The 14,329-nt window shown below is 70.3% G+C and carries 15 protein-coding genes; 12 read left to right on the top strand and 3 right to left on the bottom strand.

What is annotated here, in order from left to right:
• Positions 1–11: 11 nt before the first annotated feature.
• The 7 genes from ACYVO7_RS22675 to ACYVO7_RS22645 all read left to right on the top strand — a co-directional run bounded on the left by ACYVO7_RS22675 (position 12) and on the right by ACYVO7_RS22645 (position 6,566).
• Entirely contained in the window at positions 12–260 is a 249-nt protein-coding gene (locus tag ACYVO7_RS22675) for a twin-arginine translocase TatA/TatE family subunit (RefSeq protein WP_460452041.1), read from the top strand.
• 180 nt (positions 261–440) lie between these two features.
• A complete protein-coding gene (gene tatB, locus ACYVO7_RS22670; protein WP_460452040.1) occupies positions 441–1,169 on the top strand; it encodes a Sec-independent protein translocase protein TatB in 729 nt (242 codons plus the stop codon).
• Complete coding sequence (gene tatC, locus ACYVO7_RS22665) at positions 1,166–1,954, top strand: twin-arginine translocase subunit TatC (protein WP_460452039.1); 789 nt, start codon at positions 1,166–1,168, stop codon at positions 1,952–1,954. The genes tatB and tatC overlap by 4 nt, the downstream gene beginning before the upstream one ends.
• Before the next feature lie 69 nt (positions 1,955–2,023).
• The gene (gene serS, locus ACYVO7_RS22660; protein WP_460452038.1) at positions 2,024–3,397 is read left to right on the top strand and encodes a serine--tRNA ligase; all 1,374 of its coding nucleotides are present in this window, start codon (positions 2,024–2,026) and stop codon (positions 3,395–3,397) included.
• Positions 3,398–3,400: 3 nt separating this feature from the next.
• Positions 3,401–4,165: a 5'/3'-nucleotidase SurE gene (surE, locus tag ACYVO7_RS22655; RefSeq protein WP_406858355.1), complete on the top strand. Its 765-nt coding sequence runs from the start codon at positions 3,401–3,403 to the stop codon at positions 4,163–4,165.
• 15 nt (positions 4,166–4,180) lie between these two features.
• Positions 4,181–4,885: a protein-L-isoaspartate(D-aspartate) O-methyltransferase gene (locus ACYVO7_RS22650; protein WP_460452037.1), complete on the top strand. Its 705-nt coding sequence runs from the start codon at positions 4,181–4,183 to the stop codon at positions 4,883–4,885.
• Positions 4,886–5,159: 274 nt separating this feature from the next.
• Complete coding sequence (locus tag ACYVO7_RS22645) at positions 5,160–6,566, top strand: peptidoglycan DD-metalloendopeptidase family protein (protein ID WP_460452036.1); 1,407 nt, start codon at positions 5,160–5,162, stop codon at positions 6,564–6,566.
• 213 nt (positions 6,567–6,779) lie between these two features.
• On the opposite strand, the gene ACYVO7_RS22640 is transcribed toward ACYVO7_RS22645, so the two are convergent.
• Positions 6,780–7,694: an ATP-binding protein gene (locus ACYVO7_RS22640; RefSeq protein WP_460452080.1), complete on the bottom strand. Its 915-nt coding sequence runs from the start codon at positions 7,692–7,694 to the stop codon at positions 6,780–6,782.
• Positions 7,695–7,937: 243 nt separating this feature from the next.
• Between ACYVO7_RS22640 and yajC the strand changes: the two genes are divergently transcribed.
• The 5 genes from yajC (at position 7,938) to ACYVO7_RS22615 (ending at position 12,244) form a co-directional block, all read left to right on the top strand.
• Positions 7,938–8,267: a preprotein translocase subunit YajC gene (yajC, locus tag ACYVO7_RS22635; RefSeq protein WP_460452035.1), complete on the top strand. Its 330-nt coding sequence runs from the start codon at positions 7,938–7,940 to the stop codon at positions 8,265–8,267.
• 108 nt (positions 8,268–8,375) lie between these two features.
• Positions 8,376–9,989, top strand: a complete 1,614-nt coding sequence (secD, locus tag ACYVO7_RS22630; protein ID WP_460452034.1) for a protein translocase subunit SecD — start codon at positions 8,376–8,378, stop codon at positions 9,987–9,989.
• Between the two features lie 14 nt (positions 9,990–10,003).
• Positions 10,004–11,005, top strand: coding sequence for a protein translocase subunit SecF (secF, locus tag ACYVO7_RS22625; RefSeq protein ID WP_460452033.1), 1,002 nt, complete (start codon positions 10,004–10,006; stop codon positions 11,003–11,005).
• Positions 11,002–11,388 carry an Mth938-like domain-containing protein gene (locus ACYVO7_RS22620; RefSeq protein WP_460452032.1) on the top strand — a complete coding sequence of 129 codons (387 nt, stop codon included), beginning with the start codon at positions 11,002–11,004 and terminating at the stop codon, positions 11,386–11,388. Before secF ends, ACYVO7_RS22620 begins: the two co-directional genes overlap by 4 nt.
• Position 11,389: 1 nt before the next feature.
• A complete protein-coding gene (locus ACYVO7_RS22615; RefSeq protein WP_460452031.1) occupies positions 11,390–12,244 on the top strand; it encodes a phytoene/squalene synthase family protein in 855 nt (284 codons plus the stop codon).
• A 3-nt stretch (positions 12,245–12,247) separates the two neighbouring features.
• Here ACYVO7_RS22615 and trmFO read toward each other — a convergent pair whose 3' ends face one another.
• Both trmFO and ACYVO7_RS22605 read right to left on the bottom strand, forming a co-directional pair.
• A complete protein-coding gene (gene trmFO / locus ACYVO7_RS22610; protein ID WP_460452030.1) occupies positions 12,248–13,675 on the bottom strand; it encodes a methylenetetrahydrofolate--tRNA-(uracil(54)-C(5))-methyltransferase (FADH(2)-oxidizing) TrmFO in 1,428 nt (475 codons plus the stop codon).
• A gap of 151 nt (positions 13,676–13,826) precedes the next feature.
• Positions 13,827–13,988, bottom strand: a complete 162-nt coding sequence (locus tag ACYVO7_RS22605; protein ID WP_406858345.1) for a DUF1127 domain-containing protein — start codon at positions 13,986–13,988, stop codon at positions 13,827–13,829.
• Between the last annotated feature and the right edge of the window lie 341 nt (positions 13,989–14,329).

The raw sequence follows: 14,329 nt of genomic DNA, 5'->3' as shown, positions 1-14,329 counted from the left end.
GAGTTCAAGCCATGGGCGGCGTGAGTATCTGGCACTGGATCATCGTGGGCATCGTGGTGATGCTGTTGTTCGGACGCGGCAAGGTGTCCGACCTGATGGGCGACGTGGCCAAGGGCATCAAGTCCTTCAAGAAGGGCCTGGCCGACGACGAGACCGAGACCACCACGGCCGCGACGCGGCCGGTCGAGCCCGCGCGTCCCCTGGAGGACCAGCGTCCCGCTCCCGTCCAGACCCCCGTGGGCGAGCGCAAGGTCGGCTGATCGCGAATGCGGCCCGGGAGCGCGGGGCGGCGCACCGGGGCGAGGCTGGCGGAATCCCCCAGCTTTTTTCGCCCCGCCGCCCTTCCGTCCGGATCGAAATTCCGCGCGCGTTGATATAAGGAGCATATCGCCGTCCCGGCTCCGGGGCGGGATATGTCTCGGCCGGGTGACCAGCACGCCATGTTCGATATCGGGTGGGGAGAGTTCGTCGTCGTCGGCGTGGTGGCGCTTGTCGTCATCGGGCCGAAGGAGCTCCCCGGCGTGCTGCGCACCGTGGGCCGGACCGTCGGCAAGGTGAAGCGTCTCGCCGGCGAGTTCCAGGGCCAGTTCCAGGACGCGATGCGGGAGATGGAGCTCGACGAGGCCCGCAAGACCGTCGAGGGCCTCAACACCGAAGTCTCCACCACGCTGAACACCGGGTTCAACCCGATCCAGACGATCCGGGACGAAATCAAGGGCGCGACGGAGACGCCGGCCACGGGCGCGGCTGCGCTGCCGGAGACGACGATCGACATCCCCGAGCCGCCTCCGGTCCCGGACCTGACGCCCGAGCAGATCCAGGCGGCCTTCGCGCCCGTGTCGCCTATCGGCGGCGACGTCGAGGCGGACCAGGCGCAAGAGACGCCCGCCAAGCCGAAGCGGCCGCGCAAGAAGGCGGTCGAGGCGCCCGCCGCCGACGAGGCCTCCGCGACCCTGTTCCCGCTCGCGACCGCCCCGGTCGCGCCAGAGGCGGTGGCCGAATCGGTCGAGGAGGCGCCCAAGCCCAGGCGGGCCAGCCGCTCGCGGCCCGTCGCCGCCGAGGCCGGGCCCGCCGAAGGGGAGGGCGCCAGGACGCCCAAGCGCCGCGCCGCCCGCAAGACGGCGGACGCCGAGAAGCCGACGACCGAGGACGAGGGTAGCGCCGGATGAGCCACGAGGACATCGAGGCCACGAAAGCGCCGCTGATTGAGCACCTCATCGAACTCAGGGCCCGCCTGATCAAGGCGCTGGTCTCGTTCGTGATCATGTTCGTGGTGTGCTTCGCCTTCGCCAAGCAGATCTACAACGTCCTGATCTACCCCTATGTGCTGGCGGCCGGCGACGTCTCGCAGGTGCGCCTCATCTACACCGCGCCGCTCGAATATCTGTTCACGCAGATCAAGCTGGCGGTGTTCGGCGCGAGCTTCTTCTCGTTCCCGGTTGTGGCGACGCAGATCTACAAATTCGTGGCGCCCGGCCTCTACAAGAATGAGCGCGACGCGTTCCGGCCTTATCTGGTAGCGACGCCGCTGCTGTTCGGCCTGGGCGCGGCGGTGGTGTTCTTCATCGCCATGCCGATCGTCATGCGCTTCTCCATCGGCCAGCAGCAGATCATCCCGGGCGAGGCCTCGATCGAGCTGCTGCCCAAGGTCAGCGAGTATCTGTCGCTGATCATGACGCTCATCTTCGCCTTCGGGATCAGCTTCCAGCTGCCGGTCGTGCTGACGCTGCTGGCGCGCGCGGGGTTCATCGATTCCGTCTTCCTGAAGGAGAAGCGGCGCTACGCGATCGTGCTCGTCTTCGTGCTCGCGGCCGTGCTGACGCCGCCGGACGTCATCAGCCAGCTGGCGCTTGCGGTCCCGACCCTGCTCCTCTACGAAGCCTCGATCATTGCGGTGAAAATGGCCGAGAAGAAGCGGGACGAGCAGGCTGCGGCCGGAAGCGCGACGTCCTGATCCTTCGCCTCGGTTCGCGGCGCACGCTTCGCGCCGCCGCGGCGCCGGGCAAGACAACGGACGGTCGGCATGTACGACATCAGGTGGATACGCGAGAACGCCAGCGCCTTCGACGCCGGGCTTGAAAGCCGCGGCGCGGCGCCGCTCTCGTCCGTCCTGCTGGCCATCGACGACCGCCGGCGCGCCGCCATCCAGCGCGCGCAGTCGTCCCAGGAACGCCGCAACGCCCTGTCGAAGGAGATCGGGCAGGCGATGGCCGCCAAGGACCTCGCCCGCGCCGAGGCGCTCAAGGCCGAGGTGGCGGCGCTCAAGGACGCGCTGGCGGCCGCGGAGGCCGAGGAGAAGGCGACGGTCGCCGAGCTCGACGCGGCGCTGGCCGCCATTCCGAACCTGCCGTCGCCGGACGCGCCGCTTGGGCGCGACGAGCACGACAATGTGGAGATGCGCAAGGTCGGCGCCCCGCGCACGGCCTCCTCGCTCGGCTTCGCGCCGAAGCAGCATTTCGAGGTGGGCGAGGGGCTCGGCCTGATGGATTTCGAGGCCGCCGCCCGGCTCTCCGGCGCGCGCTTCGTGGTCAACAAGGGCGGGCTCGCCCGCCTGGAACGGGCGCTCGGCCAGTTCATGCTGGACCTGCACACGGGCGAGCACGGCTACACGGAGGTGAACCCGCCGCTGCTGGTGCGCGACCACGCCTTTTTCGGCACCAACCAGCTGCCGAAATTCGAGGACGACCAGTTCTGGGCGGTGACCAGCGACATGATCGAGGGGCTCGACGCCGCGGCCGCCGGCGGATCGGTGAAGGAAGCGCTTCGGGCCGCCTTCCGGTCTTCGCGCTACGGCCTCATTCCCACGGCCGAAGTGCCGCTCACCAATCTCGTGCGCGAGCAGATCCTGGACGAAAGGGAGCTGCCTTTGCGCTTCACGGCGTGCACGCCCTGCTTCCGGGCCGAGGCGGGCGCGGCCGGCCGCGACACCCGCGGCATGATCCGCCAGCATCAGTTCACCAAGGTGGAGCTCGTCTCCGTCACGACGCCCGAGACGTCCAGGGACGAGCACGAGCGCATGACGGCCTGCGCCGAGGAGGTGCTGAAGCGCCTCGACCTCGCCTACAGGGTCGTGACGCTGTGCACCGGGGACATGGGCTTCGGCGCGCAGAAGACCTACGACATCGAGGTCTGGCTGCCCGGCCAGGACGCCTACCGGGAGATCTCGTCCTGCTCGGTGTGCGGCGAGTTCCAGGCCCGGCGCATGAACGCCCGATTCCGGCCGGCGGAAGGCAAGAACACCCGCTTCGTCCACACCCTGAACGGGTCGGGCGTCGCGGTCGGCCGCGCGCTCGTGGCCGTGCTGGAGACCTATCAGAACGCCGACGGCTCCGTCACGGTCCCGTCGGCTCTCGCGCCCTATATGGGCGGCGTGACGCGCATCGAGAAGGCGGCCTGACCCATGCGGATCCTGGTGACCAACGACGACGGCGTCCACGCCCCCGGCCTGAAGGTCTGCGAGGCGGTGGCGCGCGCGCTGTCGGACGACGTCTGGGTCGTCGCGCCGGAGACGGACCAGTCCGGCGTGGCCCATTCGCTGTCGCTGAACGACCCGCTGCGCCTGCGGCAGGTGGACGAGCGCCGCTTCGCCGTGAAGGGCACGCCCACCGACTGCGTCATCATGGGCGTTCGGCACATCCTGAAGGACCGCAAGCCCGACCTGGTGCTGTCGGGCGTCAACAAGGGCCAGAACGTCGCCGAGGACGTGACCTACTCGGGCACCGTGGCGGCCGCCATCGAGGCCACGATCCTGGGCATCCCGGCGGTGGCGTTGTCGCAGGCCTATGGGCCGAACGGGCGCGACAGCATCTCGTGGGAGGTCGGCGAGCGCCAGGCGCCGGCGATCATCCGCAAGGTGCTGGAGGCCGGCATCCCCAAGGGCGTGCTGGTCAACGTGAACTTCCCCCATTGCGAGCCCGGCGTGGAGCTGGAGGTCGTCACCGGCACGCAGGGCTGGCGCTCGCAGGAGCTGCTGCGCATCGAGGAGCGCGCCGACGGACGGGCGATCCCCTATTACTGGATCGGCTTCGTGCGCGGCAAATACGAGCTGGAGAACGGCTCCGACCTGCACGCGCTCGCGCACCGGAAGATCTCCGTGACGCCGCTGCGCATCGACCTCACCGACGAGCCCACGCTGACGCGCTACGCGCAGCTCTTCGGCCGCTGAGGCGGGCGGCCCCCCATGTCCGTCGCCGAGGGCCCCGTGGGGCGTGAACAGGACGGGCGTGGCCAGCCGCTGGAACACCATGGGGCCGAGGCCCGCATCGTGTTCCTGCTCGCGCTCCGGGCGAAGGGCCTGCGCGACACGCGGGTCCTGAGCGCCTTCGAGACCGTCCCGCGCAGCCGCTTCGTGCCGCAGCGCTTCATCGACCTCGCCATGACCGACGTGTCCCTGCCGATCGCCTGCGGTCAGTCGACGCTGGCGCCCTCGGTGATGGCCGAGATGATCATCGCGCTCGACGTGCGGCCCGAGCATCGGGTGCTGGAGGTGGGGACAGGCTCAGGCTACGGCGCCGCCATCCTGGGCAAGCTCGCCGGGGAGGTGGTCTCGGTCGAGCGGTACCGGTCGCTGGCCATCGAGGCGCAGGGGCGGCTCGACGCGCTGGGCGTCGGCAATGTCGTCGTCCGGCACGCGGACGGGCGGAACGGCTGGGACGCAGGCGCTCCCTATGACCGGATCCTGATCCACGCGGCCGTCTCCGAGATCCCGCCGGCGCTCGTGGCTCAACTGGCGCCCACCGGCCGCATCGTGGCGGTCGAGCGCTCGGCGTCCAGATCCTCGCTGGTGCGCTATGCGCGCGGGGCGACCATGGACGAACTCGCGCGGGTGGTGATCGGACCGCTCGCGCTGCCGGCGCTGATGGTGGGCGTCGCGCAGGCGCTGTGAGGCGCGGTCTCCTCTTCGGATGACTGTCGCGTTGCTTGGAGAGACGCGCCGCCCGGCGTCGTTATAGTGAATCAAAGAGGCGCAATCGCTCCGACCAGAACGCTTTCTTAACCCCAACAGCCCTTTAATCGTCATCACGGATTTCGACTTGTGGCTGTTCTGAGTGGGTTGTGTCATGCGTGTGCGTCCTGGTTCCGTCGCCGTGCGTTCGGTCCCCCGCCTGCTGGTTGTGTGCCTGGTGGGCGGCGCAGCGGCGGCCTGCAGTTCCGAAACGATGCGTTTCGCGGACAATCCCTTCCAGAATCCCTTCTCCAGCTCGGCGCGCCTCGATCCCGGCGCCACCGGCAGCGTAGGCCCGGCGCGGACCCAGGCTGACGGCCGCGCCAAGCAGGCGCAGTCCTTCCACGGGGTGGCTCCCGCCGGGCAGGTGTCGTCGGCGCCGCTTCCGGCTCCGGTCGCCTCCGCTCCGATCGCCTCGGCGCCCGCCGCCGCCCCCATGGCCGCCGCGCCGGTCAGGACGATGAACGCGGCGCCGGCCGGCCTTCCCGCCACGGGCGGCCCCAAGGGCTGGACTGCGCAGGGCGGCTCCACGGTGGCGCTGGGGCAGGGTGAGACGATCACCACCCTGTCGAACCGCTACGGCGTCCCCGAGGCGGCGATCCGCTCGGCCAACGGCATCGCGCCCGGCGCCCGGCCCGCGCCCGGGTCCCAGCTGGTCATCCCGGTCTACAACGCGGCGGGCGCCGCGGCCCCGGCCGCGCCGCACGTCGCCAGCGCGCCGGCTCCGTCCCGCGCCGCCGCGCCGTCCGCCCAGCCGGCGCCGGCTCCGCAGCCCCAGGCGGTCGCGGCCGCCCCGAAGGCGGCGCCCGGAAAGGCGCGCATGCAGCTCGTCCAGGGCGCCAAGGCGGCCCAGGCGAAGCAGGCCGCCGCCCAGGAGGACGCCGCGCCTGCGCCCGCCGCGCCGGCGCGCATCGCCGCCGCCAAGCCCGAGCGCAAGGTCGAGGCCGCCAAGGTCGAGCCCAAGGCCCTGGCGAAGCCGGAGCCGGCCAAGACCGTCGCCAAGGTCCCGGCGCCCGTCGCCGCCGCCAAGCCTGCGGTCGTGGCGGCCGCCCCGGCCCCGGCTCCGGCCGCCGCCGTCGTCAAGCCCGCTCCCGTCAAGCCGGCCAAGGCCGTCGAGGCGCCGGCCAAGGTCGCGGTCGCCGCTCCGGCCGCCGTGCAGGCGCCGGCCCCGGTCGCGGCTCCCGCTGCGGCGCCGGCCGCCAAGGCCGAGCCGGCCGAGACGGCCAGCATCGCTCCGGCGGGGCGCGGCGGCTCCGAGTTCCGCTGGCCCGCCCGCGGCCGCATCATCACCGGCTACAACAAGAGCGGCGGCAATGACGGCATCAACATCTCCCTGCCGGAGGGCACGCCCGTGAAGGCGGCCGAAGGCGGCGAGGTGGCCTATGCGGGCAACGAGCTGAAGGGCTACGGCAACCTCGTCCTGGTGCGCCACCCCGACGGCTGGGTCTCCGCCTACGCCCATAACGGCGAGCTGAAGGTGAAGCGCGGCGACAAGATCGCCCGCGGCCAGCTCCTCGCCCTGTCCGGGCAGTCCGGCAACGTCTCGTCCCCGCAGCTGCACTTCGAGCTGCGCAAGGGCTCGACCCCGGTCGATCCCATGCCCCATCTGGCCGGCAACTGACCGGCGTGGCCGGCAACTGACCGGCGTGGCCGGCAACTGACCGGCGTGGCCGGCAACTGACCGGCGTGGCCGGCAACTGACCGGCCACGATCCGAGACCACGGAAAGTCGATCAGCATCCGCGAGACACGTAGGCTGATCGGTCGTAGGCGGGCGGTGCGTCGGGCGCCGCCCGCTTTCGTTTGCAAGGGCCGGGGCCGGCCCGCCGAGCGCCTCAGAGCGTCTTGCCGAGGCGGCCCGCGAGGTCCTGGATGAACTGCCAGGCGGTGCGGCCCGAGCGGGAGGCCCGGGTGATCGACCACTCCAGCGCGTCATGGCGCATCGCCTCGGGATCGGCGACGTCCAGGCCGTAATGCTGGGCGTAGCCCTCCACCATGGCCAGGAACTCGTCCTGGCTGCATTTGTGGAAGCCGAGCCACAGGCCGAAGCGGTCGGACAGGGAGATCTTCTCCTCTATGGCCTCGCCGGGGTTGATGGCCGTCGAGCGCTCGTTCTCCATCATGTCGCGCGGCAGCAGATGGCGGCGGTTGGAGGTGGCGTAGAACACGACATTGTCGGGCCGGCCCTCGATGCCGCCCTCGAGCACGGCCTTCAGCGACTTGTAGGACGTGTCGTCGCCGTCGAAGGAGAGGTCGTCGCAGAACACGACGAAGCGGAACGGCGCCTCGCGCACCATCTCCATCAGCAGGGGCAGGCTGTCGATGTCCTCGCGATGGATCTCCACCAGCTTCAACGGCGTCCCGCCCTGGCCGGCCCTGTCGAGATTGACCTGCGCATGCGCGGCCTTGACCAGCGACGACTTGCCCATGCCGCGGGCGCCCCAGAGCAGGGCGTTGTTGGCGGGCAGCCCGCGGGCGAATCGGGCGGTGTTCTCCAAAAGCGTGTCGCGCGCCCGGTCGATGCCCTTCAGCAGCACCATGTCGACCCGGTTCACCTTCGGGACCGGCACAAGCCCGGCCGGAAGCGGCCTCCAGACAAAGGCGTCCGCGGCGGCGAAGTCCGGCCGCTCCGGCCGGGGAGGGGCCATGCGGTCCAGCGCTCCGGCGATGCGCGCCAGCAGGGCGGCCTGTTCGGCGGTGAAAACGGCGGTTTCCGGGCCGACGGACGCGGTCGGACGGGTATCGGGCATAGCGGGACGGGACATGGCTGGACAGAACCTGCAGGCTGGCGCAAGACGACGGCGCGCCCCTGTCTAATGAGGCGCGCGCATCGTGTCATCCCGCCATGAGGCGCCCGGGCGGGGCCGCTGGCGGGCCGCCCGTCGCGGCATTTGCTTTCCGCCGGCCCGTGGCTATAGTCCGCGCCACTTTTCCGGCTCCCCCCGCCGCACCGGCGGGACGTGGGGCCTTTTTCCCGTGCGGAGGTTCTCCCCGTGATCACGCCAGCATTCGCCCAGACCGCCGGAGCCACGGGTGGGATGGACATGGTCGTCCAGCTCGTCCCGTTCCTGCTGATCTTCGTGATCATGTATTTCCTGATCATCCGGCCCCAGCAGCGCCGGGCGAAGGAGCATCAGGATCTCATCAAGAACGTGCGCCGCGGCGACACGGTGGTGATGAACGGGGGACTGATCGGCCGCGTCACCAAGGCGAGCGATGATCCCGAAATGGAGATCGAGATCGCGGAAGGCGTGCGGGTTCGCGCCGTTCGTGCGATGATCGCCGAGGTTCGCGCCAAGGGCGAGCCCGTCAAGGCCGCCTGAGACCTCGCGCCCGCGGCGGCGAGGTCCGTCGCCCTTACCGGATTGGCGAGCGGCGCAGCCGGCGCAGCCCGTCGCCGCCCCTGACGCCTCAGGAAACGACCCGACACGATGCTACGCTTTTCACGATCGAAGACCATCGGCGTTCTGCTCATCGTCCTGTTCGGCGTGCTCTACGCCATGCCGAGCCTGCTTCCCGCGGACACGCGCAAGAGCATCGAGCAGTCGATCCCCTCGTTCCTGCCGCGCTGGATCATCCCGCACCAGGCGATCGTGCTGGGTCTCGACCTGCAGGGCGGGTCGCACGTTCTCCTCGAGGTGGATTCGCAGGCCGTCATGCGCGGCCAGGTCAACACGCTGCGCGACGACGTGCGCCGCCTCCTGCGCGAGGAGAAGATCGCGCTGGCCGGCGGCATCGGCGTGCAGGCGCGCGGTGTGACGGTCCGGGTCTCCGACCCGGCCGAGCGGGCGAGGCTGCTGCCGCGCCTGCGCGAGCTGGCGCAGCCGGCGGGCGGGATCTTCGGCCAGGGAGGCGGGCAGAGCTCCGTCGAGATCGTCGACCAGCCGGACGGCCTGATCACCATGACGGTCACCGAGGCCGGCGTGAGCGAACGGGTGCGCAAGGCCATCGACCAGGCCATCGAGGTTCTGCGCCGCCGCGTCGACGCGCTCGGCACGACCGAGCCGAACATCCAGCGCCAGGGCGTGGACCGCATCCTCGTCCAGGTGCCGGGACTGCAGGATCCGCGCAAGCTGAAGGAGATCCTGGGCACCACCGCGCAGCTCGAATTCAGGCTCGTGGCCGACCCCGGCGCCCCTCCGGGCGACGTCGAGCAGCTGCCTTCCCAGGAGGAGGGCGGCGCCATGATGCCGGTGGAGAAGCGCGTCATCGTGCAGGGCGAAGACCTGATCGACGCCCAGCCCGGCTTCGACCAGCGCACCGGCGAGCCGATCGTGAACTTCAAGTTCAACATCCGCGGGGCCCAGCGCTTCGGGCAGGTCACCACCGAGTCGGTCGGCCGGGCGCTGGCCATCGTGCTGGACAAGAAGGTGATCTCGGCGCCGCGCGTGCTGCAGCCGATCACCGGCGGGCAGGGCCAGATCTCGGGCCGTTTCACCGTCGAGGCGGCCAACAATCTCGCCATCCTGCTGCGCGCCGGCGCGCTGCCGGCGCCGCTGACCATCGTGGAGGAGCGGACCGTCGGCCCCGGCCTGGGACAGGACTCCATCGACGCCGGCAAGAAGGCCTCCTATGTGGCCACCGTGCTGGTCGTCGGCTTCATGTTCGTGACCTATGGGCTGTTCGGCCTCTTCGCCAACATCGCGCTGGCCGTCCACGTGATCCTGATCTTCGCGCTGATGTCGCTGATCGGCTCGACGCTGACGTTGCCCGGCATCGCCGGCATCGTGCTGACCATCGGGACGGCGGTCGATTCCAACGTGCTGATCTATGAGCGCATCCGCGAGGAGGCGAGGGGCGGCCGCTCCATGATTTCCTCGCTGGAGGCGGGCTTCCAGCGCGCCTTCGCGACCATCATCGATTCCAACGTGACGATGTTCATCGCCGCCGCGATCCTGTTCTTCCTGGGCTCCGGCCCGGTGAAGGGCTTCGCGGTGACGCTCATCCTCGGCATCGTGACGACCGTCGTCACGGCGGTGACGATGACCCGGATGATGATCGCCCTGTGGTATCGCTCGGCCAAGCCGAACAAGCTGCCGTTCTGACGCAGGAGAGAGACATGAGACTTCTGCGGATCATCCCGGACGACACCAAGTTCCCGTTCATGAGCTTCCGGCGGGTGAGCTTCCCGTTCTCGGCGCTCCTGTCGGTCGTCGCGGTGCTGTGCTTCTTCTTCGTGAGCATGAATTTCGGCATCGACTTCACCGGCGGCACCCTGATCGAGATGCAGGCGAAGTCCGGCAAGTCGGACATCGGGGCCGTGCGCGCCACCGCCAACGAGCTCAATGTGGGCGAAGTGGAGGTGCAGGAATTCGGCGAGCGCGGCGACGTGTCCATCCGCTTCGGGCTGCAGCCGGGCGCGAACCAGCAGGATCGCGAGCGGGCGCAGCAGTCCGCGCAGGAGCGCGTCCGCACCGCCTTCGAGAAGGACTACGACTTCCGGCGCGTCGAGGTGGTGGGGCCGCGCGTGTCGGGCGAACTCGTCCAGTCCGGCACGCTCGGCGTCGTGCTCTCCATCGTGGGCGTGCTGATCTATCTGTGGTTCCGGTTCGAGTGGCAGTTCGCCGTCGGGGCGGTAATCGCGACGCTGCACGACCTGGTGCTCACCATCGGCTTCTTCGCCATCACGCAGATCGAGTTCAACATGACCTCGATCGCCGCGATCCTGACCATCGTCGGCTATTCGCTGAACGACACGGTCGTGGTGTTCGACCGGATCCGCGAGCTGCTGCGGCGCTACAAGAAGATGCCCGTGGAGGACCTGCTCGACCTGTCGATCAACTCGACGCTGTCGCGCACCATCATGACCTCGGTCACGACCACGCTGGCGCTGCTGGCGCTGGTGCTGTTCGGCGGCCAGGTGATCTCGAGCTTCTCCTGGGCGATGATCTTCGGCGTCGTGATCGGCACCTATTCGTCGATCTTCATCGCCGCGCCGGTGCTGATCTATCTCGGCCTCAAGGTCGGGGCCGAGGCCCCGGCCGCCGCCGAGCCGGCGGGAAAGCCCGCGGCCAAGGCCGCCAACCGCGTGCGCGGGCCGGCGGAGCGGCCGGCGCAATGAGCGGCGGCGCCCGCTACGAAGGCTTCGTGCCGGGCCGCCATCTGCTCGACGCCTACGGCAATGGCGGGTTCCGCTTCGCCGACATGTCGCACCGCGGCTCGATCCTGGCGCTGCCCTCCGGCATCCGCGCCTGGGCGGTCACGGCGCCGTCCGAGCTGACGACCTCCGCCTTCGAGCCGGTCTTCGCCGAGGAGGCGCCGCCCGAAGTGCTGCTGATCGGCACCGGGCTCGACGTCGCCCCCCTTCCCGAGCGCCTGCGCTGGCGCTTCAAGGACGCCCGCATCCGCATCGACGTCATGCAGACCGGCGCGGCCGCCCGCACCTACAACATCATGCTGGCGGAGAACCGCAGCGTCGGCGCCGCCCTGATCGCGGTCCCCTGAGGTGGAGACCGGGCAGGGCGCCGCAGGGGTCGACGTCGTGGCGGACCTCGTGCGCGAGCACGACCGCGACCGTTATGTGGCGACCCTGTTCGCGCCGGAGGCGCATCGCCCGGCGCTGCTGGCGCTCTACGCCTTCAATGTCGAGGTGAGCCGCGTCCGCGAGGCGGTGTCCGAGCCGCTGCCCGGCGAAATGCGCCTGCAATACTGGCGCGACCTCCTGGCCGGCGACGCCATGGAGGCGAGCGGCCACCCCGTCGCAGCCGCGCTGGGAGCTGCGATCGCGCGCTACCGCCTGCCCCGCTCCGCGCTGCTGGACCTGATCGAGGCGCGCACCTTCGACCTCTATGACGATCCCATGCCGTCGGTGGGCGATCTGGAGGGCTATGCGGGGGAGACCTCTTCGGCGCTGATGCGGCTCGCGAGCCTGATCCTGGCTGACGGCCAGGACCCCGGCGGGGCGGACGCCGTGGGCCATGCGGGCGTCGCCTACGCCATCGTGGGCCTGCTGCGGGCGCTGCCCTGGACGACCGCCCGCGGGCAGGTGTTCCTTCCCGCCGACCTCATGGCGCGCCATGGCCTCACCCGCGCGATGGTGCTGGCCCGCGACGCCGGCGAGCCGCTGCGCGCCGTGCTGGCGGATCTTCGCGCGCTCGCCCGTCAGCATCTCCGCCAGGCCGAGGCTGCGGCGGACGCCGCCGCTCCCGCCGTGCGGGGCGCGATCGCGCCGGCGGCGCTGGTCGAGCCCTATCTGCGCAAGCTGGAGGCGGCCGGCGCGAATCCCTTCCAGACCCCGGCCGAGCTGTCGCCGCTGCGCCGCTTCCTGACGCTCTGGCTCGCCTCGCGCCGGGCCCGCTGAGGGCTACTCCGCGGCCCGAAGGGTCGCGCCGGGGTTTTCCGCCCAGCCGCGCATGTCGTTGAGCGCCCGCGTCGTCAGCGCGGTCTTGCGGGCGATGGCCTTGGCGGTTCCGCGCAGACGCTTGCCGTCCTCGCTCGTCGGCGCCTCGGCCAAGGGCGGGAACAGGCCGAAATTCACGTTCATCGGCTGGAAGGAAGGCGGGCCGTCGTCGATCGTCTCGATATGCCCGCCGGTGATGTGGTTGAGGAGCGCCCCCATCGCGGTGGTGGGCGGGGGAGGGGCGATCGGCGCGGCGAGCCGCTCGGCGGCCGCCATCCGGCCCGCCAGCAGGCCCATGGCGGCGCTTTCCACATAACCCTCGCAGCCTGTGATCTGGCCGGCGAACCGCAGCCGCGGCATGGCCCTGAGCCGCAGCTCAGGGTCCAGCGTCACGGGCGAGTTGAGATAGGTGTTGCGGTGCAGGCCGCCCAGGCGGGCGAACTCGGCGTTCTGCAGGCCCGGGATGGTGCGGAACAGGCGGACCTGCTCGGCGTGCTTCAGCTTGGTCTGGAAGCCGACCATGTTGTAGAGGGTGCCCAGGGCGTTGTCCTGGCGCAGCTGCACGATGGCGTAGGCCTTGGCGGCCGGCCCCTCGCGATGCGGATTGGTGAGCCCGAACGGCTTCATCGGGCCGTGCCGCAGCGTCTCGCGCCCGCGCTCCGCCATCACCTCGATGGGCAGGCAGCCGTCGAAATAGGGCGTGTTCGTCTCCCAGTCCTTGAAGCTGGTCTTCTCGCCGGCGATCAGGCCGTCGATGAAGGCTCCGTACTGCTCCTGCGTGAGGGGACAGTTGATGTAGTCGGCCCCGGTGCCGCCGGGGCCGGCCTTGTCGTAGCGCGACTGGAACCAGGCCGTCTCCATGTCGATGCTGTCGCGGTGGACGATCGGCGCGATGGCGTCGAAGAAGGCCAGCGAACTCTCGCCCGTGAGGCTCCTGATGGCCTCGGCCAGGGCCGGGGAGGTGAGCGGGCCGGTGGCGACGATCACCGAATCCCACTCCGCCGGCGGCAGGCCGTCGACCTCGCCGCGCTCCACCGTGATCAGCGGATGCGCCGTCAGGGCGGCCGTGACGGCGGCCGAGAAGCCGTCCCGGTCCACCGCCAGCGCGCCGCCGGCCGGGACCTGGTGGGCGTCGGCGCAGCGCATCACGAGCGAATCGAGGAGGCGCATCTCGGCGTGGAGCAGGCCGACCGCATTGGTCCGGGCGTCGTCCGAGCGGAAGGAGTTGGAGCAGACCAGCTCCGCCAAGCCGTCCGTCTTGTGGACCTCCGTCGGCCGGACGGGCCGCATCTCGTGCAGCACGACCGGGACGCCGGACCGGGCGATCTGCCAGGCCGACTCGGATCCGGCGAGGCCGCCGCCGACGACGTGGATGGGTGCGAGGGTGCTCATGCGCCGGAACCTAGGCGCCCGAGCCGGTTCGCGCAACGCCTCGCGGGGGCGCCCGACGCAAAACGCCCGCCGGGAGGGGCGGGCGTTGCGCTCGGGAGCGATCGGGGAGGGGATCGATCAAGCTCCCGAAGAGAGATCGTTCGCCGGAGGCTCAGGCCTTGACGGCGTGCTTCTTGGCGATGAAGCGAATGTCGCCGCGCGAGATGCCGAGATCGCTCAGGTCACGGTCGGTCAGCTGCGAGAGCTCACGGACGGTGTTGCGATAACGGGCCCAGTTGCGGAGACGCTTGGAGATGGTGTTGACGGTCAGCATGGCTTTGTTCCTGTGCAGTGCGGTAAGGCGCGGAGCAGTCAGGAGAAAGTATCGGTCCCGGCGGCTCGTCGCGTCAGCGATTTGCTGCACCGCATATACGTCTGGCCGCCATGCTCAGCCATGGGTGCTGCAACATGCCCGACCCTCTGTCAACGCATAGCGGAGAGAGGAATCGTTAAGAGATGCGCGACTGACGCATGGCATGAAAGTGGCGCTCTCGCCGCCTTTTCGGGCGCATGCTGGCGAAAGATTGCGCCATTCGGCCGACGTTCACGCGCCGCGTGCAGGAACGCGTGTGAAGCGCGATGGAACAGGGTTAGGAAAACCCTTCATCCAGGCCG

This window comes from Alsobacter sp. SYSU BS001988 (assembly GCF_054796215.1).
This window is presented reverse-complemented; position numbering and strand designations above follow the sequence as displayed.